This is a genomic window from Kingella kingae ATCC 23330, assembly GCF_900111845.1.
In the GTDB taxonomy this organism is placed as follows: domain Bacteria; phylum Pseudomonadota; class Gammaproteobacteria; order Burkholderiales; family Neisseriaceae; genus Kingella; species Kingella kingae.
Map to the genome: position 1 here is coordinate 28310 of NZ_FOJK01000003.1, position 26850 is coordinate 55159.

At 46.5% G+C, this 26850-nt stretch carries 27 protein-coding genes and 1 pseudogene; 11 read left to right on the plus strand and 17 right to left on the minus strand.

Annotated elements, in window-relative coordinates; genetic code table 11:
• Positions 1-5: 5 nt before the first annotated feature.
• From aroB to pilM, 7 genes are read right to left on the minus strand one after another with little or no spacing between them, the layout of a single operon-like run.
• Complete coding sequence (gene aroB, locus BQ5809_RS00805; RefSeq protein ID WP_003785833.1) at positions 6-1088, minus strand: 3-dehydroquinate synthase; 1083 nt, start codon at positions 1086-1088, stop codon at positions 6-8.
• Positions 1088-1600, minus strand: coding sequence for a shikimate kinase (locus BQ5809_RS00810; protein WP_111694434.1), 513 nt, complete (start codon positions 1598-1600; stop codon positions 1088-1090). The genes aroB and BQ5809_RS00810 overlap by 1 nt, the downstream gene beginning before the upstream one ends.
• Before the next feature lie 56 nt (positions 1601-1656).
• Complete coding sequence (locus tag BQ5809_RS00815; RefSeq protein ID WP_003785828.1) at positions 1657-3759, minus strand: type IV pilus secretin PilQ; 2103 nt, start codon at positions 3757-3759, stop codon at positions 1657-1659.
• Between the two features lie 33 nt (positions 3760-3792).
• Positions 3793-4323 carry a pilus assembly protein PilP gene (locus BQ5809_RS00820; protein WP_003785826.1) on the minus strand — a complete coding sequence of 177 codons (531 nt, stop codon included), beginning with the start codon at positions 4321-4323 and terminating at the stop codon, positions 3793-3795.
• Positions 4324-4356: 33 nt separating this feature from the next.
• The gene (locus BQ5809_RS00825; RefSeq protein ID WP_003785825.1) at positions 4357-4980 is read right to left on the minus strand and encodes a type IV pilus inner membrane component PilO; all 624 of its coding nucleotides are present in this window, start codon (positions 4978-4980) and stop codon (positions 4357-4359) included.
• Between the two features lie 2 nt (positions 4981-4982).
• On the minus strand, positions 4983-5642 hold the full coding sequence (locus tag BQ5809_RS00830; protein WP_003785824.1) for a PilN domain-containing protein: 660 nt from the start codon (positions 5640-5642) through the stop codon (positions 4983-4985).
• A gap of 1 nt (position 5643) precedes the next feature.
• Entirely contained in the window at positions 5644-6747 is a 1104-nt protein-coding gene (gene pilM / locus BQ5809_RS00835) for a type IV pilus biogenesis protein PilM (protein ID WP_003785822.1), read from the minus strand.
• A 141-nt stretch (positions 6748-6888) separates the two neighbouring features.
• Between pilM and BQ5809_RS00840 the strand changes: the two genes are divergently transcribed.
• On the plus strand, positions 6889-9258 hold the full coding sequence (locus BQ5809_RS00840; RefSeq protein ID WP_003785821.1) for a penicillin-binding protein 1A: 2370 nt from the start codon (positions 6889-6891) through the stop codon (positions 9256-9258).
• Between the two features lie 75 nt (positions 9259-9333).
• Here BQ5809_RS00840 and serB read toward each other — a convergent pair whose 3' ends face one another.
• Genes serB through BQ5809_RS00855 form a run of 3 tightly spaced genes read right to left on the minus strand, consistent with a single transcriptional unit; the run spans position 9334 to position 11867 of the window.
• A complete protein-coding gene (gene serB, locus BQ5809_RS00845) occupies positions 9334-10170 on the minus strand; it encodes a phosphoserine phosphatase SerB (protein ID WP_003785820.1) in 837 nt (278 codons plus the stop codon).
• 34 nt (positions 10171-10204) lie between these two features.
• Positions 10205-10828, minus strand: a complete 624-nt coding sequence (locus BQ5809_RS00850; protein ID WP_003785819.1) for a fumarylacetoacetate hydrolase family protein — start codon at positions 10826-10828, stop codon at positions 10205-10207.
• Positions 10829-10847: 19 nt separating this feature from the next.
• Positions 10848-11867 carry a quinone-dependent dihydroorotate dehydrogenase gene (locus tag BQ5809_RS00855; protein ID WP_003785818.1) on the minus strand — a complete coding sequence of 340 codons (1020 nt, stop codon included), beginning with the start codon at positions 11865-11867 and terminating at the stop codon, positions 10848-10850.
• Positions 11868-11975: 108 nt separating this feature from the next.
• Here BQ5809_RS00855 and glnD point away from each other — a divergent pair, with 108 nt between their 5' ends.
• From glnD to BQ5809_RS00870, 3 genes are all read left to right on the plus strand, one after another.
• A complete protein-coding gene (gene glnD / locus BQ5809_RS00860; protein WP_003785815.1) occupies positions 11976-14531 on the plus strand; it encodes a [protein-PII] uridylyltransferase in 2556 nt (851 codons plus the stop codon).
• A gap of 19 nt (positions 14532-14550) precedes the next feature.
• Positions 14551-15615, plus strand: a complete 1065-nt coding sequence (gene hemE / locus BQ5809_RS00865) for a uroporphyrinogen decarboxylase (RefSeq protein WP_003785813.1) — start codon at positions 14551-14553, stop codon at positions 15613-15615.
• 117 nt (positions 15616-15732) lie between these two features.
• The gene (locus BQ5809_RS00870) at positions 15733-16020 is read left to right on the plus strand and encodes a hypothetical protein (protein WP_003785811.1); all 288 of its coding nucleotides are present in this window, start codon (positions 15733-15735) and stop codon (positions 16018-16020) included.
• 52 nt (positions 16021-16072) lie between these two features.
• Here BQ5809_RS00870 and BQ5809_RS00875 read toward each other — a convergent pair whose 3' ends face one another.
• Positions 16073-16429, minus strand: coding sequence for a hypothetical protein (locus BQ5809_RS00875; protein WP_003785809.1), 357 nt, complete (start codon positions 16427-16429; stop codon positions 16073-16075).
• A 114-nt stretch (positions 16430-16543) separates the two neighbouring features.
• Between BQ5809_RS00875 and BQ5809_RS00880 the strand changes: the two genes are divergently transcribed.
• The 7 genes from BQ5809_RS00880 (at position 16544) to BQ5809_RS00910 (ending at position 22057) form a co-directional block, all read left to right on the plus strand.
• Complete coding sequence (locus BQ5809_RS00880) at positions 16544-16771, plus strand: sulfurtransferase TusA family protein (protein ID WP_003785807.1); 228 nt, start codon at positions 16544-16546, stop codon at positions 16769-16771.
• Positions 16772-16947: 176 nt separating this feature from the next.
• Positions 16948-17322, plus strand: a complete 375-nt coding sequence (locus BQ5809_RS00885) for a hypothetical protein (protein WP_003785805.1) — start codon at positions 16948-16950, stop codon at positions 17320-17322.
• Positions 17323-17331: 9 nt separating this feature from the next.
• Positions 17332-18366, plus strand: coding sequence for a dihydroorotase (gene pyrC / locus BQ5809_RS00890; RefSeq protein ID WP_003785803.1), 1035 nt, complete (start codon positions 17332-17334; stop codon positions 18364-18366).
• A 94-nt stretch (positions 18367-18460) separates the two neighbouring features.
• Positions 18461-19489: an anthranilate phosphoribosyltransferase gene (trpD, locus tag BQ5809_RS00895; protein WP_032827670.1), complete on the plus strand. Its 1029-nt coding sequence runs from the start codon at positions 18461-18463 to the stop codon at positions 19487-19489.
• A gap of 102 nt (positions 19490-19591) precedes the next feature.
• On the plus strand, positions 19592-20449 hold the full coding sequence (locus BQ5809_RS00900) for an amino acid ABC transporter substrate-binding protein (protein WP_003785799.1): 858 nt from the start codon (positions 19592-19594) through the stop codon (positions 20447-20449).
• Between the two features lie 160 nt (positions 20450-20609).
• Complete coding sequence (locus BQ5809_RS00905; RefSeq protein WP_111694433.1) at positions 20610-21293, plus strand: amino acid ABC transporter permease; 684 nt, start codon at positions 20610-20612, stop codon at positions 21291-21293.
• A 14-nt stretch (positions 21294-21307) separates the two neighbouring features.
• Positions 21308-22057, plus strand: coding sequence for an amino acid ABC transporter ATP-binding protein (locus BQ5809_RS00910; RefSeq protein WP_003785795.1), 750 nt, complete (start codon positions 21308-21310; stop codon positions 22055-22057).
• A 174-nt stretch (positions 22058-22231) separates the two neighbouring features.
• On the opposite strand, the gene BQ5809_RS00915 is transcribed toward BQ5809_RS00910, so the two are convergent.
• The 6 genes and pseudogenes from BQ5809_RS00915 to tehB all read right to left on the minus strand — a co-directional run.
• The gene (locus BQ5809_RS00915) at positions 22232-23101 is read right to left on the minus strand and encodes a ParB/RepB/Spo0J family partition protein (RefSeq protein ID WP_003785792.1); all 870 of its coding nucleotides are present in this window, start codon (positions 23099-23101) and stop codon (positions 22232-22234) included.
• 18 nt (positions 23102-23119) lie between these two features.
• Positions 23120-23977 (minus strand): RnfABCDGE type electron transport complex subunit B, encoded by an 858-nt coding sequence (locus BQ5809_RS00920; RefSeq protein ID WP_003785790.1) that lies wholly within the window; start codon positions 23975-23977, stop codon positions 23120-23122.
• 9 nt (positions 23978-23986) lie between these two features.
• Entirely contained in the window at positions 23987-24412 is a 426-nt protein-coding gene (locus BQ5809_RS00925; protein ID WP_019389264.1) for a transporter substrate-binding domain-containing protein, read from the minus strand.
• Positions 24363-24743: a transporter substrate-binding domain-containing protein gene (locus BQ5809_RS11375; protein WP_003785786.1), complete on the minus strand. Its 381-nt coding sequence runs from the start codon at positions 24741-24743 to the stop codon at positions 24363-24365. Before BQ5809_RS11375 ends, BQ5809_RS00925 begins: the two co-directional genes overlap by 50 nt.
• A 350-nt stretch (positions 24744-25093) precedes the next feature.
• Entirely contained in the window at positions 25094-26203 is a 1110-nt protein-coding gene (locus tag BQ5809_RS00935; RefSeq protein WP_003785785.1) for an anhydro-N-acetylmuramic acid kinase, read from the minus strand.
• 16 nt (positions 26204-26219) lie between these two features.
• Positions 26220-26807: pseudogene (gene tehB, locus BQ5809_RS00940) on the minus strand (tellurite resistance methyltransferase TehB); the annotation flags it as partial.
• Between the last annotated feature and the right edge of the window lie 43 nt (positions 26808-26850).

Genomic DNA, 26850 nt, shown 5'->3' on the forward strand with positions numbered 1-26850 from the left:
TAAAGTTAATGAGGTAGATATTCATGCAGCGTATTGCGTAATATCGCTACATCTTGTATCACGTCAATACATGCTTTTCCTAATTTTTGCAGCGTAACAAAACGTATTTTGCCATTTTGGACTTTTTTATCGTGCTGCATGTGCTGTATCCATTTTTCCAATGCAAAGACAGGCGGCGCATCTGGCAAACCAGCCTGCTGCAATAATTGCTGTATTCGCACCGTATCTGCCGCGGATAGATAACCCAGTTGCTCGGACAATTTCGCCGCCAACACCATACCAGCTGCTACTGCTTCGCCATGCAACCACACGCCATAACCCATTTCCGCTTCAATCGCGTGTCCAAACGTATGCCCCAAATTCAGCAAAGCACGTACACCCTGTTCGGTTTCGTCTTGCGCCACAATGTCCGCTTTCATTTGGCAGCAGCGCAAAATCAATTCGCTTAACAACGTTTCATCACGCTGCATAATCGCCACAATGTTGCGTTCCAACCATTGCAAAAACTGCTCATCGCCCAACAAAGCGTATTTAATTACTTCCGCCATACCAGCCGACAATTCACGATTGGGCAAAGTGTTCAGCACATTTAAATCCACCAAAACGGCTTGCGGTTGATAAAACGCGCCAATCATATTCTTGCCCAAAGGATGATTGATGGCGGTTTTGCCACCGACTGACGAATCCACTTGGCTCAACAAAGTGGTGGGAATCTGCACAAACGGAATACCACGTTGATAAGTTGCCGCAGCAAAACCAGCCATATCGCCAATCACACCACCGCCCAATGCCAAAATCGTGGTTTTTCTATCCGCATAATGCCGCAACAACGCATCATAAATTTGATTGAGCGAATCGTGCGTTTTGTATTGCTCGCCATCGGGCAAAATAATGGAAAAACAATCCACTCCATTAGCAGAAAGCAAATGCTCCAATTTTTGCAAATACAAATCTGCCACCAACGTATTGGTTACAATGGCAACCTTGGACGTGATATGTGGCTGAAAATATGAAAAATCGCCCAATATCCCAGCTTTAATATAAATGGGATACGAATGCGACGGCGTTTTGACGATAAGCGATTGCATCACAATTCTTCTATCATTTCTAAAATTTTATTCAACGTGGTTTGACAGCCCAATTTACCCACTTCCAGCACAATGTGCGCCGTTTCGCGATAAATAGGGTGGCGAATTTCATACAATTCTTTAAATTTTGCCAATGGGTCTGCCACTTGCAATAATGGGCGATTTTTGTCGTAACGAGTCCGTTCAAACAGAATTTCGGGCAAAACGTGCAAATAAATGACCGTCCCCTTATCGCGTAAACATGCACGATTATTTTCACGCAACACTGTGCCACCACCCGTTGCCAATACAATGTTATCCAGAGCTGCCAAGTCAGCCAGCACCGTACTTTCTCTATCGCGAAAGCCCTGCTCGCCTTCCATTTCAAAAATGGTTGGAATGCTTACGCCAGTGCGCTCACAAATAACATGGTCACTATCATAAAAAGGACGATTTAAATGCTCTGCAAGCTGCTTGCCCAGTGTGGTTTTGCCTGCACCCATCAGTCCCACCAAAAATAAATTGCCTGCCATGTTCTTTTCCATGGCAGGCATTTTAACCTAAATTTGCAATTTATGCAGAGGCTTTTTTAGTAGCGCAATACACTGCTTTCCGCCCCCATAATGCGTGGCGTGATGAAGAACAGCAATTCATTGCGACTACGGCTACGCGAGCGAGATTTAAACAAATTACCCAATACTGGGATATCGCCCAATAAAGGTACTTTGCTAACGTTATTAGCCATTTGTTCTTGATAAATACCACCCACAACCAAGGTTGCACCATCTTCAATCATTGCTTGCGTTTTAACTGCACGAGTGACAATACCTGGTTCACCTTCGGCATTTACATTATTGTAATCAGGTTCATCTTTGTTAATCGCAATATCCAAGATAATTTTGCTGTCAGGCGTAATACGTGGCGTTACTTTTAAGCTCAACACTGCATCTTTAAATGCCGTACTACTATCGCCATCACTGCTGCGAGTAGTATAAGGAATTTGTGTACCTTGACGAATTTCTGCCTCTTTACGGTCTTGTGTCAAAACTCGAGGAGTTGAAATTGTTTTAGTTAAATTCTCTGTTTCCATCGCAGATAATTCTAAGCCCAATGCACCAGCAGCCCAAGAATGGATCACCGAAATAGAGCTAGTCGCAGAAGCAACAGGCAAGTTTACATTTGGATTGAAAGCAACACCACCAGTTGATGTACCAGAATTAGTAGAGCGATTATTCAATGCGATACTGTTATTCCAGTCTCCACCCCATGATGTTGCACCATTACGACGAGCACCAAACTTGACACCCAAACTTCGTGATACACCATCAGCAGCTTCCACAATACGCGCTTCTACCATTACTTGTTTAGCAGGAACGTCCAACTCATCAATCAATCGCTCAAATTTCTGAATAACAGATTGGTTATCAGTTACAATCAAAGTGTTAGTTGCAGGGTCAATCAAGGCACTACCACGAGTACTTAAAATGTTACTTCTGTCGTTAGTATTTGGTGAATCACTCAAACGTAAAATATTTTTGAATTCTTCCACATTTTTGTATTTCAACTGAAATGTTTTGGAATACAACGCACCCAAATCTTCCATTTCTCGGCGTGCTTTTGCTTCATTGCGGTCTTTATCCAGCAATTCTTGGCGTGGCGCAATGTTAATAATATTGCCATGTTTACGCATATCCAAATTACGCGCATCCATTACCAAATCCAAGGCTTGATCCCAAGGCACATCTTTTAATGACAATGTCATTTTGCCTTGCACACTATCACTGGCTACGATATTCATACCTGATTCTTGTGCCAAAATTTGCAAAACAGTACGAACTTCAATATTTTGAAAGTCTAACGAAATACGTTTGCCTGTGAAATTTTGCTGTGCACGTTTACCATTGGCAGCTGATTCTGCCACATTGCGCGTAGGTAGTACTTGAATTACATGGCGACCATTGCTTTGAGTGACCTTATGTTCCCAGCTACCTTGGTTACGAATCGTAATCTGCGTATCATTGCCAATACGTTTAACGGTAACTGTGCGAACTGGTGTTGAAAAATCAGTTACATCGAAATTGCGCTGATCTTGCGTAGCCAACGGATAGTTTTTCAAAGTAATAACCAAACGATCCGATTGCACTTTAACCTGCGGCTGACCAGTATAGGCTGATGAAAATTCAACCAAACCCGAATTTTGTCCACCTTTGCGGAAGTCCACATTAAAACCAGATGTAGCTGCTGCTGGCGTGTAGTTTGCAGCAGAATTATCCGCAGCAGATGCTTGATGAACTGTCGCTGTATTGGTTGATTTTGATTCGCTTACATAAATCCATACTTCATTACCGCGAACTTGAGCATTATATTGACCTTCTTTTGCCAAGCCTAACAAAATACGTGCATTATTATCATTTTGCGCAGCAATAATTTGATTCAACAATGCATCATTAAAACTCAAAGCTGCTTGGGGAACTTTAACACTCGTACCTGGGAAATCCAAAGCAATACGAGCAGGCGTGGCTGTAGTAAAACCAGTAGGTTCAACAGGTGCACTATCAAATTTTAATTTAATTACTCGTTGCTGGTCAGGTAGTACCGATACATTGATATCCGTAATATTTCCTGCAAAAGCAGCCTGCATTACCATGCTCAAACTTAGTACTGACAATGCTTCCAATGAATTCTTTTTCATAACATTAAGCCTCTTAAATTTAACTATAATTTTTTATTTAGCAGTAGCAGCTGCATCTGTCATAGGCAGCAACTCTGCTGGTCGATTGACCCAATTTCCATACGTATCTTCTACAGTTTCAACCAAATCAATTTTATCCGCTGTAATTTTAGAGATACGACCAAAATTTTGTCCCAAATAATTGCCTTGCTTCACTGTGTAAACGTGTGGCTCTCCATTTACTTGGATTTCAATCAAAGCCGATAATGAACCAGGTGTACCAATTGAACCAACATACCGTAAATTCTCTAGGCTATAATTTTCTAGCAATTCTTTACTTCGGTTCAAATCTGGCGCATTACCATTTTGGAAAGCTGCTTTCATACGTTGCATATTAAACGCATTCGGCCCTGTAATTTGAGGTGCAAAATAAGTAACGGGTTCAATCGGTGCCAAAGGCTCAACAGGGCGAACTTTTGTTTTTGCCTCTGCTCTTGCTTGACTCATCCACTCTTGCAAATCCCCATACTGTTCAGAACAGCCTGCCAGCACTAGTGCTGACATCAAAAATAATTTAACTTTCATTATTGTTTCCTGTTTGATTCGATATTGGAGATACTACTTGGCCGCAGATGCAGCACTTGCTGCTGAAGCCATTTCCGAAACATCCAAAGCTTTATACGTATTCGCCATCGCTGTAAATACTAATTTGCCTTGACCTTTGTTCTTATCATCTGTTGCTTGTGATAAAGAAATATTTGCCAAAGTCACAATGCGCGACATTTGCCCCACATCTCGAACAAATTGTGCAATTTGATCATAATTGCCCGCAACAGAAATACTGAATGGCAAGCGCTCCACAGGACCTTCCGTCACTTTTTGTTCAGGTGCAATAGCACTCATGGTCAAACCATTTTTTGCAGCAGCCTGATGCAGCTCCTGAATTAACGTTGGAATTTCTGCACTTGTTGGTAATTGCTTTAACAGAACTTGGGTTGATGCCTCAATTTGTTGCAATTCCAATTTCAAATTATCCAAGCTCGCAGCACGAATACTTTTTTCAGAATATTCTGTTTTTAACTCTTCTTCTTTTGCTTGCGCATCAGTTAATTCAGTCCATTGAGTCTGGAAAAACACAAAATAACCGATTACCACCAACACCACCGCCACAACAATCGCAGCTAAAAACTGAACAGGTTTAGGTTGTAAGTGCAACTTATTGATATCAAATTTATTACTCATCTTTATTTACCTCCCGATGCACTTGTAGCAGGTGTTGATGTTACCGACGCAGCTGCTGCACCTGATGAAACAGATGCACCACCACCCACCACATCAGGAACAATCACTTTTTGTTCCAATAATAATGCATTCAAGATAAATTGTTGACCATCATCGGTTTTTTCAATTTTCACCAATTCTGGCTGTTCAAAAATACCCGTACTTGGTAAAGCAGTCATTAAAACAGCAACTTTGTTATCGCTAATCGCTTTACCAGTAATAGCATACTTATTACTTACCAAATTCTTAGAAGCATCGCCTTTCAAAGACAACAAATAAGCACCGTCGGGAACAAGTTGATTTAATGTATCAATAATTCGCGCACCCTCAAATCGCTTATTATCCAATTCTGCGATACGTTGACGACGTTCCAAAAAATTACGTTTTTGCTCATTGAGCGTTTTAATTTCTTCCAATTCTTTATCTAGCGTGGCAATACCAGCCTGCAAACTTTCGTTACGCCCCTGCTGATTCAGTATCATACCAGCCAATGATGAGTAAATCAGACCCGCAGCAACCAAACCTGCTGCTGCACCAATTACCATGATTGTTCGAAATTGTTTCTTTTTCTTTTGCTCTTCCATCTCACGATAGGGAAGCAAGTTAATCTTAATCAAATTCATATTAAACCAACCCTCTCAATGCCAAACCAAATGCCATTGTTAAAGAATTTGCATCTTGTGCAAATCTTGCTTCATCTGTTTTTAATTTATTTACAGCAAGCGAAGCTGGCGCAATCTGCTGAGTCGCGATACTGGTTTGAGCATAAATCGCATCATCCAAACCAGCCGCACCTGTACAACCTACACCACTAACAAAAATCTGTCTAATATCATTCCCTTGATCCATACTTTGCGTCGCTAAGAAAAATTGCAATGCACGTTGCACTTCTTGAGCAATTTGCATATTAAAATCATGAGTAATCATATTATGATAATCAGCTGGGCGACCCATTTCACCATAAATCATAGCTAAAGCCTCAGCATCACCGCATTGATAATTGCGTTGCACCAACTGAACCAACTGCTCCAAACCCAAGTGGCTTTCGTGGCGGAATAAAATCGTACCTTTTTCTACTACCAATGCACGCATATTAACATCACCCACATCAACCAACAAAACCTTGCTATCCGCAAATTGTTCACCTTGGTCTGCGTATGCAAAGGCATTAGCAATCGCAAACAAATCCACATCAACATTAGTTGCTTGCAAACCAATTTCATCCAATAAATCAGAACAGCGATCTACATCTTCTGTTTTAGCCGCTACCACCAAAATACGCTGCTCGCCAGTTTTGGCGTTTTGCGACATTTCGTACCAGTCGTAATTCATCGAATCCAAAGCACCTACACGGCTCACTTCCGACTCCACCATTTCTTGCAACGAAATTTCGCTCTCCTCCGGATTGAAGCGAACATCATCTTCAATCGTAACTGAGCTAGTGGGTAAAGAAATATTAACCTGTTTGCAATTCGTTTTCAGCTTGCTGTAGCATTGTTGCAAATGAGAGACAAGCTGCTCGAAATCGACCACTTCTGTACCAGAAATTACATTGCTAGGCAGGGTTACCATCGCATATTTCTCTAACTGCACCTGGCTTAAACTACGACCAGATAGCTGTACCATACGGATACCACCCTGTCCGATATCTAAGCCAATTACACTACGTCCACTGGTAGCGTTTGCAGCTTTATTGCTTGTATTTTTTTCAGTTTTTTTAAAACGCATAATTTTAAATCCTTACTCTAGGCATAAAACATTTATAATGCAGCCTGCTGTTTAGGTTTACTTAAATAACAAAAGACATGAGTTATTTTACTTTATTTTAAAAAACAAATGGCAACTTTAATTTAAATTAAACGGAAAATCATGATTAAAAACTTGCTTACCACTTTATTTGGCCTATTATTTGGCTTATTTTTATTTGCAATTGGGCTTATTGCTGTTGCAGTTTTGGTCACTTACCCTAAACTGCCCGAGTTAAGCCAAGTGCGAAACTACCAACCCAAAGAACCCTTAACCATCTATTCTTCTGATAATGTGATTATCGGCACTTATGGCGATGAACGTCGTGCTTTCACAACCATCAATCTTTTTCCAGAAAATCTTAAAAATGCGGTTATTGCAGCCGAAGATAAGCGTTTCCGTGAACACTGGGGAGTGGATTTAATTGGTATTGCTCGTGCTGTTATTGGTAACTTGCAATCTGGTGGCGTGCAATCTGGCGCAAGTACGATTACACAACAAGTCGCACGCAATTTTTATTTAACCAATGAACGCACGCTAACCCGTAAGTTTAACGAAGCGTTATTAGCATACAAAATTGAACGCACGCTAACCAAAGACCAAATTTTGGAACTGTATTTCAACCAAATTTATCTTGGACAACGCGCTTATGGTTTTGCTTCGGCAGCCAAAATCTACTTCAATAAAGATGTAAACGATTTAACTTTGGCAGAAGCAAGCATTTTGGCGGGGCTACCCAAAGCACCTTCTGCATTCAATCCGATTGTCAATCCAGAAAGAGCGCGCCTACGCCAAGAGTATATTTTAAATAATATGCTTGAATTGGGCATGATTACCCCCACCCAGCATCAAGAAGCACTGGCAGAAAAATTGCACTATGAACGTCATCGAATAGATATTAACCAAGATTCGTTATACGTTGCAGAAATGGCGCGACAAGATTTGTATGCTCGATACGGCGAAGATGCCTATACACGTGGCTTCAAAGTTTACACAACTGTTGATTCCAAACAACAAGCTTCAGCCACACGCGCTTTACGCAGTGCTTTGCGCTCATTTGACCGTGGCAGCGCATATCGTGGCGCAGAACAGCAATTAGATTTAAGCCATGTTACCGAAGAAAATATGGAAACAGAAATCGAGCAATTTTTGTCCAACACTTATACAGTAGAAGGCTTGATTCCTGCCATTATTACGCAAGCCAGCACCAAAAATGGCATCACGTTTTATATGGCTGGCGGCAAGAAAGCAAGCATTTCTGCTGGAAGATTAGGTGCAGCCAGAAACTTTATCAATAGCGAAAAAGCTGGTGATACCGCGCTTAAAGTCGGTTCGATGATTCGAGTAAGCAAATCGGGCAATGGCTGGATTATTACACAACAACCCGAAATCCAAGGTGCATTGGTATCGATTGACGCAGAAACAGGCGCAATTCGTGCCATGGTGGGTGGTTACGACTTCCACTACAAAAGTTTTAACCGTGCTGCACAAGGCATTCGCCAACCTGGCTCAACCTTTAAACCCTTTGTTTACTCTGCATTTTTAGCGAAAGGCTATAACGCTGAAACCATGGTAGAAGATGCGCCACTCAATATTGCAGGCTGGCAACCTAAAAACTCGGACGGTAATTATGCTGGCATGATTACACTACGCTCTGCATTGACGCGCTCCAAAAATACTGTTTCCGTTCGCATCTTACAAACCATGGGTGTTCGCTATGCGCGTGATTACATTGCCAAAAACTTTGGTTTTAAACCTGACCAAATACCAACCACTTTATCTTTGGCATTGGGTGCAGGTCAAGCCACACCATTGCAAATGGCAGAAGGCTATGCTGTTTTTGCCAATGGTGGCTACAAAATTGCGACTCATATTTTGGATAAAATTTATGACAGCAAAGACAATTTGGTTGCACAAATGCAACCTTTGGTAGCAGGTCAAAATGCTACTCGTGTGATTGCAGCAGGCAATGCAGCGACCATGAATTCTATTTTGCGTGATGTGGTACAACGCGGCACAGCACGCGCTGCCTTGTCTTTAAATCGCAGTGATGTTGCGGGTAAAACGGGTACAACCAATGACTTTAAAGACGCATGGTTTGTCGGCTACACCCCCAAAATTGTGACGGCTGTTTATGTGGGCTACGACAAGCCAAGAAGCATGGGACGACGTGGCTTTGGTGGTACACTGGCTTTACCGATTTGGATTAACTATATGCGTTATGCCTTAAACGGTGTGAAACAGCGCGACTTTGCAGGTATTTCTAATGTTCCTGCTGCACGCAATGCCGATACAGAAGAAATCGTCAATGAAACCGCGTTGGAAGGCGACGCACCAGTTGGTGTAACCAATACACCAGCAGTGCCACAAAATAGCAACACCGAAACTCCTGCGCCTGCGCCAGAATCTACTGGCAACAGACGCAACAATTCGGGTGGTAATCGCAATACAGGTGCTGCACCTGCTACCGATGCAACGGGCGATTTATTCTAATTGATTGCCTAAACAAAGTGCAGGCTGCTTTTGAAATACACTCAAAAGCAGCCTGCACTTTTTTTATGTTCACGCTTATCTAAACCACCCACGCAAAGCCTGTAAACCCAAATGGTTAATCGCCAAATCGGCAACAGCTTGGGTTTTCGGTTTGGCATGATACGCCACGCCTAAACCCGCGGCTTTCAACATGGGAATATCGTTTGCGCCATCGCCAATCGCCACCGTTTGCGCGACTTCGCAGCCCAGTTGTGTGCGAAATCGCGCCAAAATCTCGGCTTTGGCTTGCGCGTCTATCACTCTGCCCAGCACGCGCCCTGTGAGCAATCCATTTTCCACTTCCAATTCGTTGGCAAAAGCGTGTTCAAAACCCAATCGCTGTTTGAGTTGGTTGGTAAAAAACGTGAATCCGCCCGACACCAACACAAAGGTTACGCCGTATTTGTGGCATTCTTGTAACAAAAATTCCGCCCCTTCGCTTAATTGCAAAACGCGGTCATACACGGTTTGCAGGCTGCTTTCGGATATGCCTTTGAGCAGCGCGACACGGCTGCGCAGCGATTGTTCAAAATCCAATTCGCCACGCATGGCGCGTTCGGTAATCTCTGCCACTTGCTCTTTTAACCCAGCTTGCGCCGCGATTTCGTCTATACATTCAATCGTGATGAGCGTGCTGTCCATGTCGCTCACAATCAATTTGATGTCGCCAAACGCACAGTCGGGCAACACGCCAAAATCGGCACAAGCAGCCTGCAATTCGATGCGAACGGCATCGGGTAAATCGATTGCTGCGTTCAATGGAATACGCGCAATGTTGCCGTTAGTGTGTTGGGCGATGTCAAATTGCTGTTGTGTGTGCGGCAGCGATAATTGCGCCAAATTGGGGTGTTGAATGACCAAAACGTGAGACATGAGTTACTCCTGTTGATAGAAAATTGTCGCAGTATTACGCCACTTCAAATCGCGCCGTTGCCAAGCTGTGATGTAAATCCAGCTCCAACACATCGACCGAATGCAGCTGCCCCACGCCTGCTGGTGTGCCTGTAAACACAATATCGCCGCGTTTCAAGCCATATAAATCCGCCAAATAGCTAATCAAAAATGGTAGCGAATCAATCATCAAACTGGTGTTGCCGTGTTGTTTTGGCTCGCCGTTTACCGTTAAGGTGAACTCAATCGCGCTGTTGCTGGGCAATTTATCGGCGGCCACCCAGTCGGACAAGCAGGCTGCACCTTTGAAGGCTTTGGCTTTTGTCCACGGCAAGCCTTTTTGCTTGACTTCGGCTTGCACATCTCGCGCGGTCAAATCCAAGCCCACGGCATACGCGCTAATCAGCGACATGGCGTTTTCGGGCGCGATTTGCTCGCAATCTTGTCCGATTTGTACCACCAATTCGGTTTCGTAATGCACATTTTGACTAAATGCAGGCAGCGTGATGACGTTGCCAGCCAAAACGCTGCTGTTGGGTTTGAGAAAAATGAGCGGTTCGGTTGGCGTTTCACTGTTGAGTTCGGCAATGTGGGCGACATAGTTGCGACCAATGCAGTAAATAGTGTTGATGGGTAGCATGTTTTTTTCTTTTGTGCGATTAAACCGAAGCAGCCTGCACCGCCGTCAAACATTCCTTAACCAGCTCGGGTCCGCGATACACCATGCCGCTGTAAATCTGCACGGCGGTTGCGCCCAGTTGGATTTTTTCGGCAGCATCTTTACCGCTCAACACGCCACCTGCGCCAATAATCGGCACTTTGCTAGCCAATTCTTGCGCCAACGCTTTCAACACGCGATTGCTCGGTTCACGCACGGGTGCGCCGCTCAATCCGCCTGCTTCTTGTGCCAAAGGCGATGCGCCCAATGCGGATTTGTCAATCGTGGTGTTGGTGGCGATGATGCCGTCCATTTCAGTTTGCAGCACCACATGGGCGATGTCGGCAATTTGCGCTTCGTCCAAATCGGGCGCGATTTTGACCGCCAGCGGCACATAGCGGCTGTGTTGCGTTGCCAAAGCAGCCTGCTTGTTTTTGAGTGCGGTTAATAATTTGCTCAACTCGTCGCCGCCTTGCAAAGAGCGTAAGTTTTGCGTGTTGGGCGATGAAATGTTTACCGTGATATACGATGCGTGGGCATAGGCTTTTTCCAAGCAAATCAAATAATCATCGGCGGCGTTTTCAATGGGCGTGGTCGCGTTTTTGCCGATGTTGATGCCCAGTACGCCACGATATTGTGAACGCGCAATATTGCGAATCATCTGGTCTATGCCATCGTTGTTGAAGCCCATGCGGTTGATAATGGCTTGGTGCTCGGGCAAGCGAAACAGGCGCAGTTTGGGGTTGCCTGCTTGCGGACGTGGCGTAACCGTGCCGATTTCTATAAAGCCAAATCCCAATGCCGCCAAACCATCTATGCACTCGCCATTTTTGTCCATGCCAGCCGCTAAACCAATCGGATTGGGCAACGCCAAACCCATGAGCGTAGTCGGTTGCGTGTGTGGATTAACACACGGCAACACGCCACATTTTTCGGCACGCGCCAAAGTTTTGAGCGTTAAGCCATGCGCTTGTTCGGGGTCAAAATTGAAAACCAAAGGGCGGATTAAATCGTATAGCATAAAAAGCAGCCTGCACAGTTAAGAAAACGGCGATTTTACCTGTGCAGGCTGCTTTTTGCTATGATGTTGCCACTTAATCTACATACAGTGAAATGACGAGATACCACCATGACCCACTACCAAGACCAATTCCAACAACAAAAATGGCTGGCGATTGAACAATATTTGCTCAATCGCCAGCCGCGCTTGTTTTTTCGCGCCCACACGCAGGCAATGGACACGTTTGTACAGCAAATTTGGCAGGCGCAGAATGTGTCGTCATCGTGCTGTTTGTTGGCGATTGGTGGCTATGGGCGTGGCGAATTGTATCCGCATTCCGATGTGGATTTGGCAATCGTGTCGCCCGAACCGTTGCCCGATGCCGAACAAGAAAAAGTGGCACAATTTGTGCAACAAATGTGGGACGCGCAATTAACGCCAGCCGTTAAAACAGGCAGCCTGCACCAATTATCTGCCGCTGCCGAGCAAGATTTGACTGCCAACACGGCGTTTTTGGAAGCGCGATTTTTGTGCGGCGATGCGGCGTTCGCACAACAAGTTATCGCGCATTGGAACGCCCAACGCAATGTGGTGGCGTTCATAGATAGCAAGCTGCTGGAAATGCAATATCGCCACGATAAATATCAAGGTTTGCCGCTTGAACCGAACATCAAAAACGGTGCAGGCTGCTTGCGCGATATTCACACGATGATGTGGCTTGCTCGAGCGCAAGGTTTACCAACTGATTTTTATGCCTTGTCGCGCGACAAAATTATCACACGCATTGAAGCAGGTTTGCTCCGCAGCAGTCATCGGCATTTGGCACAAATTCGCATTGAATTGCACTTGGCAGCAGGGCGTGAAGAAGACCGCTTAATTTTTGATTTACAAAGCACATTGGCGCAAAACCGCGATTTGTGTCGCCCCGATAAACAAGCAGGCATAGAACGCTTGATGCGTGATTGTTATCGCACCGCCAAAACTGTGATGCAGCTCAACGGCATTTTGATTCCGATGTTGCGTGGGCGCGTGTCGTCCAGTTTGCCGCGCATGGTGCATGATTTGGACGCGCATTATTTTCAAGTAGGCAACAAAATCGCCGCCAAAGATTTGCAGTTGTTTCAAAAGCAGCCTGCACATTTGTTCACGATATTGCAAATTTGGCAAAGTCGGCGCGATTTAGACGGCATTGCGCCCAAAACCTTGCGTGCATGGTGGGCAACGGTGCGCCATATAGACGATTCGTTTTATGCCAACGAACAACATCGCGCCCAATTTTTGACGTTTTTCAAAGCAGGCGCAGGCTTAACGCGGATTATGCGTTTTTTGAATTTATACGGCATGTTGGCGCGATACTTGCCCGATTGGCACAAAATTGTGGGTCTGTTGCAGCACGATTTGTTCCACATTTATCCTGTGGACGACCATATCTTAATGGTGCTTCGCAATATGCGCCGTTTAACGATGGAGCAATTTAGCGATGAATTGCCGTTTGCCAGCAACCTGATGCAACGCTTCACGCGACCACATTTGCTGTATTTGGCGGCACTGTTTCACGACATCGCCAAAGGCAGAAATGGCGACCATGCCAAATTGGGCGTTACCGATGCCCTGCGTTTTGCTGCCGACCACCATTTGCCAGCCGAAGAGAGTGAAATGTTAGCATGGCTGGTGCAAGAGCATTTGTTGATGTCTTTAACCGCGCAAAAACAAGACATTCAAGACCCAGAAGTAGTGCGCCAGTTCGCCCAAAAAGTGCAAACCTTTGAACGTTTGAACGCACTGTATTTGCTCACCGTTGCCGATATGCGTGGCACGAATCCCAAAATTTGGAACACTTGGAAAGCGCAGTTGTTGCAAACGCTGTATCACGCCACTCGCGCCGAATTATCAGGCAGCCTGCATTGCGTGTTGCCCGATAATCAACAAGAAATCGCGTTTCATTATTTGCGCCAACAAGATTACGCGCCGTCCGATATTCGCCAATTATTTGCGCGTTTGGGCGATGCCTATTTTGCGCGACACCCGAGCAATATCGGCCAATGGCAGTTGCCGCATTTGCTTAAACAACCCGACACGCCCACGTTTGCCATTCGTCCGCACCAAGCCGAAGGCAGCCTGCAATTATTTGTGTATTTGCCCGACCGCGACCGCTTGTTTACCCAGCTTTGCCAGCTATTTAGTCAGCAAAATTTAGACATTGTTGCCGCACGGATTTTTACCACCTCGCACCGATACGCGCTCAATACTTTTGTGGTTAATTTGCCCGAACAAGCGCAAGAAAGCGATGCCGAACGCATACAAAGCAGCCTGCAACTTGCGCTATCGCAATTTATCGCGCAAACGTGGTTGCCTAATAAAACGCGACAATCGCAACCCAGCCGCCGCGCCCGTTGGCAGCCGATTGCGCCGCACATTATTTTGGAAGCGCACGAAACCAATCCCGCGCTTTACACGTTGGACATTGTTGCCGCCAATCGCCCCTATTTGCTTGCCGATTTAAGCGAAGTGATGGCGCAACACGGCATCAACATTCAATACGCCAAAATTACCACGCTTGCCGACCGCGCCGAAGACTTGTTTGTGGTGCACGCCGCGCAGTTGAGCCAAGCCAGCCAACGCCAACAGTTGCAGCACGACTTGCAGGCAGCCTGCACCAAAAACTGCTATAATTCGCGCTCTTAACGCAACGGAATGTAACACCATGACACCCTTACACAACGACACTTTTCTCCGCGCCTTGTTGCGCCAACCTGTTGATTACACACCCATTTGGATGATGCGCCAAGCAGGACGCTATTTGCCAGAATACCGCGCCACTCGCGCCCAAGCTGGCGGATTTATGGATTTGTGCAAAAACACCGATTTCGCCACCGAAGTCACCATTCAGCCGCTAGAACGCTTTGATTTGGACGCGGCGATTTTGTTTTCTGACATTTTGACTGTGCCTGATGCAATGGGTTTGGGCTTGTATTTTGAAACAGGCGAAGGCCCAAAGTTCACCAAACCAATCCAAACCGAAGCCGATGTAAACGCGCTGCGCGTGCCTGATATGGCGAATTTGCGCTATGTGTTTGACGCAGTAAAATCCATTCGCAGCGCATTGAATGGTCGCGTGCCGTTGATTGGTTTTTCGGGCAGCCCGTTTACCTTGGCGTGTTACATGGTGGAAGGCGGCAGCAGCAAAGAATTTCGCACGATTAAAACCATGATGTACAGCCGCCCCGATTTGTTGCACAAAATCTTGGACGTGAACGCGCAAGCCGTAACCGCGTATTTAAACGAACAAATCGCACACGGCGCACAAGCGGTGCAAATTTTTGATACTTGGGGTGGCGTGTTGAGCGATGTCGCGTTCCAAGCGTTCAGTTTGCGCTATATGAAACAAATCATTAGCGGTTTGAAACGCGAAAACGAAAATCGCTGTGTGCCTGTGATTGTGTTCACAAAAGGCGGCGGTCAATGGCTGGAAAGCATGGCTCAAAGCGGTGCGGACGCTTTGGGCTTGGATTGGACAACGAATATCGCCCAAGCTCGTGCGCGTGTGGGCGACAAAGTGGCGTTGCAAGGCAATTTTGACCCGTTTGCGCTGTTTGGTACGCCCGATGCGATTAAAGCAGAAGCAGCACGAATTTTGGCGGATTTTGGCAACGGTTCGGGACACGTTTTCAATTTGGGACACGGCATCAACCAACACGCAGCCCCTGAACACGCGAAAATTTTGGTGGATACGGTTCACGAATTGTCGCGTCAATATCATCAGAAATAATAAAAAGCAGCCTGCAATTTTTGTTTTAAAAGGAAATGCCTGCCTACGGCATACCCCTTTTATACCCAAATCAAAAATTTGGACAAAAGGGTAAGCTGCTTTTAATGAGTAAACAAAATGAGCAATTTAGACTACGCCGCCTTATTTTTATTAAGCGGTATCGCATTGATTAGTTTTACCGTTTTGTGGCAAATGTATGTCGTGTTGAGCGAAATCTACACGCTAGACCGCTACAAAGACAGCCCCAAACTCGGCTGGATTGCCGCAGCAATTTTTTTCAGTTTCAGCTTGGCGATATATTACTTTTGCCCCAATTCGCGCAAAAAAGGGCTGGTGTTTTTGCTATCTGGCGCACTGGGCGTTCTGTGCTATGGCTTGGGTATGTGGTTTAAAAATCAAGCATAAAAAAGTGCAGGCTGCTTTGAACATTCAAAAGCAGCCTGCACAAATACTGGATTTAACTCCGCATTGCATCGCCTGCATCTTCCAGCGCACGGAAAATAATCGGCAGCATCGCGGTTCGGCGCACAATGGCATAAATCACCACATTGTCAAAATAAGACGGCAAATAATGAATATAATGATACGTAGCCGTGGTCGTTACCATGTTTTCTACCACATCGTGCAATTCCAAATCCAGCATACACAGTTGTTGGTTAGTAATGGTTCGAGCGCAAATTTCTACGATGCTTTCAATCGGATAGCGACAATTTGGTGTTTTTGCCAACAGTTCTTTGCTGTGAAAATTGACAATAATTGCGCCGTCCAGTCCTTCAATATTTTGCAAAATTTGAATACTTTTTTGAAATGGCATGATTTAAATCTCCAAGTTATTATTTTTTATAAACTATTCACCAATAATCTTAATAAATTTTAACAAAATTTAGACAAAGTAGCAACTTTAAAATTCAACGAAAGCAACCTGCACATGAACAACGAAACCTTACTGGATTTAAGCGGCTTAAAATGCCCACTCCCGATTTTGCGTACCAAAAAAGCATTGGCAACCTTGCCCAGCGGCACGATTTTGACCGTGCTGGCAACCGATGCCGGTGCGCCCGATGACTTTGCCGCATTTTGTAAACACACAGGACACGAACTGCTGCAAAGCAGCGAAGAAAATGGCGTGTTCACTTTGGTGGTTAAACGCAAATAATCGCAAAAGCAGCCTGCACTTTTTTATTTTTGATTAACAAGGAATCATCATGAAATTAAAGAATATTTTATCTGGTTTATGTATTGCTTTGATGCTAGCACAACTTGCGTGGGCAAAAAAAAGCGACCAGCGAATCATCTGCTAACACCAGCATACGGGTCAGTCAAATAGCCAATATGAGTGCAGAAGACAAACTGAATTTGCGCGATTTAATGGTCAAGATTGCCAATGTGTACATGACAAAACAAGTGCAAAATAAACCTGGTATCGATTCATTGATGGTAAGCGATTCGGGCAAAGAAGCGTTGGTATACACTTTGACGATGACCGTTCCCGAAAAGCGTTTTGATGAATTGCAAGATGCCGAAGCCAATCAGTTGGTTCGTACCGCTGTACGTTTAATGGTTATGACCAGTAGCTGCGTCAAAGATACCGAAGGATTGGAATACATGAAAGCACTTGGCTGGTCAAGAGCGCAATTTGTGGTCAATGTAAACCAGCAAGAATTCGATTCATTTGATATGCCTTTAACCGTTTGTGCTAAAAAATAAGGAGCAACCATGCAAACCCTAACCATTATCCAGCCCGATGATTTCCATTTGCACGTCCGTGACGGCGAAGCGTTGAAATCGGTTGTGCCGTACACCGCGCGTCAAATGGGTCGCGCTTTGATTATGCCGAATTTGAAACTGCCTGTTACCACAGTCGCACAAGCCTTGGCATACAAACAGCAAATTCAGGCAGCCGTGCCAGCCGATTGCGAATTTGAGCCGTTGATGTGTTTGTATTTGACCGACAAAACCACGCCCGAATTGGTGCGGGAAGCAAAAGCGGCTGGTATTGTCGCGTTCAAATTGTACCCAGCAGGCGCGACGACTAATTCCGATAGCGGCGTAACCGATTTATTTAAGTTGATTCCCGTTTTGCAGGAAATGGCGGCGCAGGGCATTTTGTTTTTGGCGCATGGCGAAGTTACCGATGCGGACATTGATATTTTTGACCGTGAAGCCGTGTTCATTGAAAAAATCATGAAACCAGTTTTGGCGCAAGTACCGAATTTAAAAGTCGTTTTTGAACACATTACGACTGCAGAAGCGGCAAAATTGGTTTGCGAATCGGGCGACAATGTGGCAGCAACGGTTACGCCGCAACATTTGATGTATAACCGCAATCATATTTTAGTGGGCGGCATTCGTCCGCATTTTTATTGCTTGCCGATTATTAAACGCGAAACGCATCGCCAAGCCTTGATTGACACGGTAACTGGCGACAAATCGCACAAATTTTTCTTGGGAACGGATAGTGCGCCGCACCCGAAACACGCGAAAGAAAATGCTTGTGGTTGTGCAGGAATGTTTAGCGCGATAACGGCGATTGAGTTGTACGCGCAGATTTTTGAACAGGCTGGCGCGTTGGATAAACTGGAAGCGTTTGCCAGCCAAAACGGGGCGCATTTTTATGGTCTGCCTGAAAATTCGCGCACAATCACATTGGCGAAACAGCCGCAGCGTGTGCCTGAAAGTGTGGCGTTTGGGGAGTTTGAGGTTGTGCCAATGTGCGCTGGCGAAGAGATTGCGTGGTCGGTGGTGGCCTAAAAAGCAGCCTGCACTGATTATTTATACGCATCAAAAAAATGCAGGCTGCTTTTTTATTTTGTTTACTTTATTCATCACAACGAAAGAAATCAACATGATTACCCCTCAACAAGCCCTAGCCCGATTGATTGACAACAACGAATTGTTCTATGACGAAATGCAAGACTTAATGCGCCAAATCATGCGTGGCGAAGTGTTGCCCGAACAAATTGCAGGCATTTTGGTTGGCTTGCGCGTCAAAGTAGAAACGGTGTCGGAAATTGCCGCTGCCGCCAGCGTGATGCGCGAATTTGCCACGCAAGTGCCTGCGCAATCTACGCAAAATTTGGTAGACATTGTTGGCACAGGCGGCGATGGTGCAAAAACGTTTAATATTTCTACCACGTCTATGTTTGTAGCGGCGGCGGCTGGCGCAAAAGTGGCAAAACACGGCGGACGTTCGGTGTCGTCATCAAGCGGTGCGGCTGATGTGTTGGAGCAAATGGGCGTGAACTTGGCGCAATCGCCCGAACGCATCGCGCAGCAAATCGCCGAATGTGGCGTGGGATTTATGTTCGCGCAACATCATCACACGGCAATGCGTTATGTTGCGCCTGTGCGTAAGGCATTGGGTTTTCGCACGATTTTCAATATTCTGGGCTCGCTAACCAATCCTGCTGGCGCGAAAAATCAACTATTGGGTGTGTTCCATGTGGACTTGTGTGGCATTTTGTCGCGTGTGTTGCAACAACTGGGTTCGGAACACGTTTTGGTGGTGCATGGCAGCGATGGCTTGGACGAAATCACGGTAACAGGTTCAACGCGCATTGCCGAATTGCACAACGGCACAATCCGTGAATACGACATCTCACCCGAAGAATTTGGCTTGCCTGTTTATGCGAATTTGGACGCGCTGAAAGTAAACAATGCCAGCGAATCGTTGGCGTTGATGAACGCGGTGTTGAACAATGCTGCACCCGATGTGGCGCGTGACATTGTGTTGCTCAACGCGGCGGCGTGTTTGTATGCGGCAAACGTGGCAAGCAGCCTGCACGATGGCGTGAGCATGGCGCGTGAAGCCTTAATCAGCGGTAAGGCGTTGGCAAAACAGCAGCAATGGGTGGCGGCGACGCAGGCTGCTTGATGTGCAGGCTGCTTATAAACCAAATAAATAAATAATCTATATAAGGCGCATATTTTTGCGTACAATGCGCGTCTTTCTCATTCTAATAAGGACGCACACATCATGTTGAAACCATTATCTTTGAGTTTGGCAACGGCTTTGTTGTTGGCGGCTTGCGGTCAAGCCAATCAAGAAACCAAGCAGCCTGCACAAGGTTCTGCACCAGTTGCAGCCGCATCAGAAGCGACTGTGGCAACAGCTAACGGCAGCTTAATTGAACGCATCAACAACAAAGGCGTGATTACAGTCGGCACAGAAGGTACATACGCACCCTATACTTACCACGATGCCAGCGGCAAATTGACTGGCTACGATGTGGAAGTAACCCGCGCAGTTGCAGCCAAATTGGGCGTGCAAGTGGAATTTAAAGAAACGCAATGGGACGCAATGATGGCAGGTTTAAAAGGCGGTCGCTTTGATTTGGTTGCCAACCAAGTGGCTTTGACTTCGCCCGAACGCCAAGCGACTTTTGACAAAGCCGAGCCATACAGTTGGAGCGGTCCATCTATTTTGGCGCGTGAAGACGAAACGCGAGTTAAAGATTTGTCTAGCATCAAAGGTTTACGCGCAGCACAAACATTGAGCAGCAACTATGGCGAAACCGCAGTCAAAGCCGAAGCCGAAATCGTGCCTGTGGACGGCATGGCACAAGCAATTACGTTGGTACAACAAAAACGCGCAGACGTTACCTTGAACGACACCTTGTCATTCTTGGACTACTTGAAGAAAAATCCGAATTCTGGTTTAAAAATCGTGTGGACTGCACCGTCTGCCGAGAAAAAAGGCGCAGGCTTGATTCTGAACAAGGGCAACGATGAAGCGTTGGCAAAAATCAGCGCAGCAATGGTTGAACTGCAAAAAGACGGCACGTTGCGTAAATTGGGCGAAGAGTTCTTCGGTCAAGACATTAGCGTGAAATAATCGCGCATTCATCAAACGGACTTCATACGCATGGTTGATGAAGTCCGTTTGGCTTTAAAAAGCAGCCTGCACCCAAATAAAAAACCATTTATAATCCACTCTTCTTTATGTTGATTGAGAGCCTATTGTGATAGAAAAAATACTCGCGTCCCTGCCCTTTATGACCGACACCCGCGCCCAGTTGATGATGGACGCATTCTGGCCTATGGTCAAAGCAGGCATCATTATTTCCTTTCCGTTGGCGGTGGCATCGTTTATTTTCGGCATTATCATTGCTGTCGGCGTGGCGTTGGTGCGCGTGTCGCCAGCCGATAATTGGTTACACAAAATTCTGTTGGGCATCGTCCGCACCTATGTTTCCATTATTCGCGGCACGCCCTTGTTGGTGCAGATTTCCATTGTGTTCTATGGCTTGCCTGCGCTGAATATTTTTATTGACCCGATTCCAGCCGCCATTATTGGCTTTTCGCTCAACGTGGGCGCATACGCATCAGAGACCATTCGCGCGTCTATTTTGTCTGTGCCAAAAGGGCAATGGGAAGCAGGTTTTTCCATTGGCATGACTTATATGCAAACCTTTCGCCGCATTGTCGCGCCCCAAGCCTTTCGCGTTGCCGTTCCGCCATTGAGCAACGATTTTATCGGCTTATTCAAAAATACATCGCTGGCATCGGTTGTAACCGTAACCGAATTATTCCGCGTGGCACAGCAATACGCCAATTCATCGTATGACTTTTTGCCGATTTATATTGAAGCAGCCTGCGTTTATTGGTGTTTCTGCATGATTTTATTTGCAATTCAATCGCGCATTGAAAAATGCTTTAACCGCCACATCGCCAAGTAAAAAGGATAAAAATCATGATTAAAGTCAGCAATATACACAAAACTTTTGGACAAAATACCATTTTATGCGGCATTGATTTGACCATTCAAAAAGGGCAAGTAGTCGTGATTTTAGGGCCATCGGGTTCGGGCAAAACCACGTTTTTGCGTTGCCTAAACGCTTTGGAAATGCCCGAGCAAGGCACGATTTCGTTTGAAGACGAACCCAAACTACACATTGATTTCGCCCAAAAGCCCAATAAAAAAGAAATTTTGGCATTACGCCGCAAATCAGGCATGGTGTTTCAGCAATACAATTTATTTCCGCACAAAACCGCGTTGGGCAATGTGATGGAAGCCCCTGTGCAAGTGCAAGGCAAATCCGCCGCACAAGCCAAAGAACAAGCCCTTGCCCTGCTCAACAAAGTGGGTTTGGGCGATAAAGTGGACTTGTATCCGTTCCAATTATCGGGCGGACAACAACAGCGTGTCGGCATTGCACGCGCCTTGGCATTGCAGCCCGAATTGATGTTGTTTGACGAGCCGACTTCCGCGCTTGACCCCGAATTGGTGCAAGACGTGTTGAACACGATGAAAGAACTGGCGCACGAAGGCTGGACGATGGTAGTGGTAACACACGAAATCAAATTCGCACTAGACGTTGCCGATGTCGTGGTGGTGATGGACGGTGGCGTGATTGTAGAACAAGGCTCGCCTGAAACGCTGTTTGCCAATCCACAACACGAACGCACGAAGAGCTTTTTGAGACGTATTAAGGCGGAATAACGCAAAAATAGACAAAGCAGCCTGCACTTTGAATCAATCAAAAAGTGCAGGCTGCTTTTTTATAGTGAATTAAATTTAGATTGGTACAGCGTTGCCAACTCCCTTATGTACTAGGTGTACACGGCGGTCGTTGTCGCCTTGTCCTAATCTAAATTTAATCCACTATATGTTGATTTACGCATCAGGCAATTCAATCCCCAAACGCTTCATCAACGCATCAAACGTGTCCGCCGAATCAAAATGCAACACAATTTTGCCTTTTTTGCGGTCGCGCGTTTTGATTTCGGTTGCCACGCCCAGCGATTCGGTAATCGCATCAGTTAGGCGCACCACATCTGGGTCAATTTGCTGGCTTGCCGTAGGCGTTTTGCCTTGTTGGACTTGTTGGCTGCGACGTTCCATTTCTCGCACTGACCAACCGTTTTTTACGGCTTTGTTCGCCAATTCCAGTTGCGCGTTCACAGGCAAATTGATAAGCGAACGGGCGTGTCCCATTTCCAAATGTTTGTTGAACAACATTTCTTGCACGGGTTCGGGCAATTTTAGCAGGCGCAAACTGTTGGAAATCGCGCTGCGGCTGCGTCCAACCGCTTCGGCAACGTATTCGTGCGTTAATTCAAATTCATCAATCAAACGGCGCAAACCTTGTGCTTCTTCAATCGGGTTCAGGTTTTCGCGCTGGATATTTTCAATCAAGCCCATCGCCATCACAGCTTTGTCGCTGGCGTGTTTGACCACCGCTGGAATCTCGCTTAATCCAGCTAACTGCGCCGCGCGCCAACGGCGTTCGCCTGCAATCAGTTCGTAGCCGTCCAAGCCGTATTCACGCACAATCACAGGCTGAATAATGCCTTGCGCTTTAACCGATTCGGCAAGTTCTGCCAACGCGGCATCGTCTATTTGCACACGCGCTTGGTAACGCCCTTGTTTGATTGCCGACACAGGAATATGGCGCAACTGGTCATCACTGTGTGAATTGGCGTTGCTGCTGGCAATGAGCGAATCCAAGCCGCGCCCTAAACCGCCTTTGTTTGCTTTTGACATAAGTTTTCCTTTAATTTTTTAATTTTGAGCAGCCTGCATGGCTTCTTGCTCCGCTTTGTATTGTTGCAACCACGCAATCGCGGTAGCTTTTTCGGCATCGTTGCCGTATTGAGCATCGCGCATATAACGGCGATAGGTGGCTTTTTTCTGCGCGTCTTTCACTTGCTGTTCGCGGAACGAATCGTGATTACTGGGTACAACACGCTGATTTTGTTGGGCTTGTGCTTTTGCCATTGCCTGCGCGATAAGTTGGGCAGGATTGAGCGCGGTTGCCGAAGCAGCCTGCACTTTGTTTTGGGTGGACGCTGCTTGCATGGTTTGGGCGATTTGCGCGGCACGTTGTGCGTGTTGCTGTTTGCGTTCGGCTTCTTGGCGTTGCTGGCGAGCGATGCGGTTTTCGTAGCGCGTTTGGGCATGACGTGCCGATGTGAATCGCGCCCCCGTTGCTGAATCGCCCAAAAAACGCGCTTGCGGCAAATAGGTTTCTTTGGTGGGTTGCAGATAAATGCAATCCACAGGACAAGGCGCAACGCACAAACCGCAGCCTGTGCATTCATCGGCAAGCACGGTGTGCATCAGTTTGGACGCGCCCATAATCGCATCAACAGGGCAAGCGCGAATACAGGCGGTGCAGCCAATGCACACGGCTTCGTCAATCCACGCAATCACATTTTGGTGCGATTTTTGGGGCGATGTGGTTTCGCGGTGCAGCGCGGTTGCCAAATCGTTGAGCACTTCTTGTCCCCCAGGGGCACACAAATTGATGGACGCGTTGTCGTTTACCAAGGCAGTGGCATAGGGCAAGCAGCCTGCATAGCCGCACTCTCGGCATTGAGTTTGGGGCAAAAGGGCGTTGATAGATTGAATACGGTTCATTGTGTTGGACTATGGTTGAATATGCCATTTGTGCAAAATGCGTTTTAGCTCGCCATTTTGCTTGATTTGTTGTATGCCTGCATTGATTGTGGCTAATAATTCAGGCTGTTGGGTGTTTACGGCGAACACTAGGTTGATGTCGGCATCGCTTTGGTCTGCTAACGCCAGCCGTTTGAGTGGATAGCTTTTGAACATATTGCTGGTCATGTGATACAACAGCACCGCGCAGTCAGACACAATCACATTCGCTTCCTTGCCTACAACGGCTTTGAGTGCAGCAAACGGCGTGGCGTTGCAATGCGATTCTTGCACACCATATTGTGCGATTAAACGCTGGTGCAAAGATTCGTTGTTGGCAATCGCGATGCTGCTGTTGCCCTGCCAATTATCGGGCGGTATGGTGGCGATGCTTGCCACGCAGTTTTTGGATTGCATATACGGTTCGCTTAGCGCGGCTTACTCGGGGGTTGATGTCGCTGGCAATCAATGCGCCTGTAACCATATCGGCACGGTTGCTGGGCAATTCGTTGAGCAAAACGTCCCATTTTTGTGCGTAAAATTGGATTTCAAATTGTTGTTTTTTGGCGATGGTGGTCAAAATATCTATATCCAAGCCCTGCATCTTGCCTTGTTCGCCCCCAAATTCAAATGGCGAATAAGTCGGGTCGGTGGCAACGCGATAAACGGTGGGTGCGGCTGGGGCGGACGCAATTTTATTTTCGGTGGATTTATAGTGGATTAAATTTAGATTAGGACAAGGCGACAACGACCGCCGTGTACATCTAGTACATAAGGGAGTTGGCAACGCTGTACTAATCTAAATTTAATTCACTATAGATTCGCTACACGCGGTCAGTCCCAAGCCAATCGCGCTGCACCATACGGCAAAATGCCATAATTTCATGGTCTTTTTCCTTGTTTATGGGGCGTGAAGCGATTTGCTATTATCTATGTCTGCCCAAAAAATAAAGCCGACATGATACGCGAAATTACACATCAATGCAGGCTGCTTTTTGCAGTTTTTGCGACAATCAAAGCAGCCTGCACTTTAAATCAACCAAATGTGCAGGCTGCTTTTGCGATTTTCAAAATCACAAAGCAGCCTGCATATTCACATCACGCCCAATACCCCGCCCCCAACACCACAGGACGATTCGCCCCTGTGGCGCGATGTGGATTGCTGGGAACTTGATTGCACCAACACGCCGCCAACCATGCAAATGCCGCCGCTTCTATCCATTGCGGATTGAGCTGCAACACATCGGTGCTGTGGCATTGGCGATTTTGTTGCGCCAACAAAGTGTGCAGGCTGCTCATCAGCGTGGGATTGGCAACGCCGCCGCCGCAAACGTAAACATGACGCGCGGTGCAGGCTGCTTGTTCAATCGCATCGGCAATGGTTTGTGCGCTAAATTGCACCAGCGTTCGCAATACATCGTGCGGCTCTTCATTGCCCGATAAATGCGATTGCAGCCACGCGAGCGAAAACAATTCTCGCCCTGTGGATTTGGGATAGGGCTGGGCAAAATAGGGGTGAGCGCACAACCGTTGCAATAAATCGGGCAAAATTTTGCCTTGCGCGGCGCGTTCGCCATTTTTGTCATAGGCTTGCGACCAGTTTGCCCACGTCCATGCGTCCAACAACATATTACCTGCACCTGTGTCAAAACCAAACGGCGCGTCATCGGGCGGCAACACGCTAATGTTGGCAATGCCGCCAATGTTGAGCAACACGCGCGTTTCGTTGGGTGCGGCAAACAGGGCGTGATGAAACGCTGGCACAAGCGGTGCGCCTTGTCCGCCTGCCGCCAAATCGCGACTACGAAAATCGCCAATCGTGAAAATGCCCGTGCGTTCCGCCAATCGCGCCAAATTGACCAACTGAATACTGTATCCACATTCGGGCGCGTGGCGAATGGTTTGACCGTGGCAGCCAATGGCGCGAACCGAAGCAGCCTGCACATTGGCTTGCTGCAACAAATTTTGCACGACTTGGACATACAAATCCGCCAATTCTTGCGCCAACATTTGACTGCGGTGCAATTCGTTTTGCCCCACGTTTTGTAAATCCAACAAACGCTGTTTTAAATCATCGGTATAGGGCAAAAACGCATGAGCGCAGGCTGCTTGCCATTGTGCGCCTTGCATTTGAATCAACACCGCGTCTGCGCCGTCCATGCTCGTGCCAGACATAATGCCGATATAGTATTCAGAACGATTTTTCATGGTGCAGGCTGCTTTTTTATGCCAACGGCTTACGCGCCAACATGGTTACAAATTTCAACTGAACTGGATTGCCAGCCGCATCACGCGCGTGCATTGAGCCGATTTCTTCGCGGTATTTCACCAATTCCCAATCCGCATAATATTCGCGCAACTCGTTTTCCTTGAACGTGAACGAAAACGGCATGTGGCACGGATAATCCGCCGTATCCATTGCCGACACAATCAGGTTGTAGCCACCTGCCACCGTTTTGGCTTGCATATCCGCCAAAATCACTGGCACACGCTCGCGTTGCAAAAACATAAACACAACCGTCGCCACCATCAAACCAAATTCGCCTTGAATTTGTGCCGTGTTCATATCGTAGGTTGATGTTTTGACAGATAAATTTTCGTGCGCGGCTAAATCAGCCAGTTGCGCCACACCACTCGGATTGTAATCGCAAGCCGTTACATCAAAACCATTCAACGCCAAATACAGCGCGTTTCTCCCTTGACCGCAGCCCAAATCCAGCGCGGTGGTTGGTTGTACGCCGTGTTGTTCAACCGCAGCGACAACGGCAGAATGGGTTACAGTCATGCCGTATTTTTCGTTGAAATAAGTTGCTTTGTTTTGCATGATAAAAGTCCTTTTAAAGTAGGTTAATATT

Bases quoted from the DNA above. Each gene is read 5' to 3' on its own strand.
- BQ5809_RS00830 (WP_003785824.1), bottom strand. From the start codon at position 5,642: ATGAATTTGATTAAGATTAACTTGCTTCCCTATCGTGAGATGGAAGAG.
- trpD (WP_032827670.1), top strand. From the start codon at position 18,461: ATGATTACCCCTCAACAAGCCCTAGCCCGATTGATTGACAACAACGAA.
- hemE (WP_003785813.1), top strand. From the start codon at position 14,551: ATGACACCCTTACACAACGACACTTTTCTCCGCGCCTTGTTGCGCCAA.
- BQ5809_RS00880 (WP_003785807.1), top strand. From the start codon at position 16,544: ATGAACAACGAAACCTTACTGGATTTAAGCGGCTTAAAATGCCCACTC.
- BQ5809_RS00870 (WP_003785811.1), top strand. From the start codon at position 15,733: ATGAGCAATTTAGACTACGCCGCCTTATTTTTATTAAGCGGTATCGCA.
- BQ5809_RS00850 (WP_003785819.1), bottom strand. From the start codon at position 10,828: ATGCTACCCATCAACACTATTTACTGCATTGGTCGCAACTATGTCGCC.
- BQ5809_RS00810 (WP_111694434.1), bottom strand. From the start codon at position 1,600: ATGGCAGGCAATTTATTTTTGGTGGGACTGATGGGTGCAGGCAAAACC.
- BQ5809_RS00885 (WP_003785805.1), top strand. From the start codon at position 16,948: ATGAGTGCAGAAGACAAACTGAATTTGCGCGATTTAATGGTCAAGATT.
- pyrC (WP_003785803.1), top strand. From the start codon at position 17,332: ATGCAAACCCTAACCATTATCCAGCCCGATGATTTCCATTTGCACGTC.
- BQ5809_RS00920 (WP_003785790.1), bottom strand. From the start codon at position 23,977: ATGAACCGTATTCAATCTATCAACGCCCTTTTGCCCCAAACTCAATGC.
- BQ5809_RS00815 (WP_003785828.1), bottom strand. From the start codon at position 3,759: ATGAAAAAGAATTCATTGGAAGCATTGTCAGTACTAAGTTTGAGCATG.
- BQ5809_RS00900 (WP_003785799.1), top strand. From the start codon at position 19,592: ATGTTGAAACCATTATCTTTGAGTTTGGCAACGGCTTTGTTGTTGGCG.
- glnD (WP_003785815.1), top strand. From the start codon at position 11,976: ATGACCCACTACCAAGACCAATTCCAACAACAAAAATGGCTGGCGATT.
- BQ5809_RS00875 (WP_003785809.1), bottom strand. From the start codon at position 16,429: ATGCCATTTCAAAAAAGTATTCAAATTTTGCAAAATATTGAAGGACTG.
- serB (WP_003785820.1), bottom strand. From the start codon at position 10,170: ATGTCTCACGTTTTGGTCATTCAACACCCCAATTTGGCGCAATTATCG.
- BQ5809_RS00905 (WP_111694433.1), top strand. From the start codon at position 20,610: ATGACCGACACCCGCGCCCAGTTGATGATGGACGCATTCTGGCCTATG.
- pilM (WP_003785822.1), bottom strand. From the start codon at position 6,747: ATGCGTTTTAAAAAAACTGAAAAAAATACAAGCAATAAAGCTGCAAAC.
- aroB (WP_003785833.1), bottom strand. From the start codon at position 1,088: ATGCAATCGCTTATCGTCAAAACGCCGTCGCATTCGTATCCCATTTAT.
- BQ5809_RS00915 (WP_003785792.1), bottom strand. From the start codon at position 23,101: ATGTCAAAAGCAAACAAAGGCGGTTTAGGGCGCGGCTTGGATTCGCTC.
- BQ5809_RS00840 (WP_003785821.1), top strand. From the start codon at position 6,889: ATGATTAAAAACTTGCTTACCACTTTATTTGGCCTATTATTTGGCTTA.
- BQ5809_RS00925 (WP_019389264.1), bottom strand. From the start codon at position 24,412: ATGCAATCCAAAAACTGCGTGGCAAGCATCGCCACCATACCGCCCGAT.
- BQ5809_RS00825 (WP_003785825.1), bottom strand. From the start codon at position 4,980: ATGAGTAATAAATTTGATATCAATAAGTTGCACTTACAACCTAAACCT.
- BQ5809_RS00820 (WP_003785826.1), bottom strand. From the start codon at position 4,323: ATGAAAGTTAAATTATTTTTGATGTCAGCACTAGTGCTGGCAGGCTGT.
- BQ5809_RS00855 (WP_003785818.1), bottom strand. From the start codon at position 11,867: ATGCTATACGATTTAATCCGCCCTTTGGTTTTCAATTTTGACCCCGAA.
- BQ5809_RS00910 (WP_003785795.1), top strand. From the start codon at position 21,308: ATGATTAAAGTCAGCAATATACACAAAACTTTTGGACAAAATACCATT.
- BQ5809_RS00935 (WP_003785785.1), bottom strand. From the start codon at position 26,203: ATGAAAAATCGTTCTGAATACTATATCGGCATTATGTCTGGCACGAGC.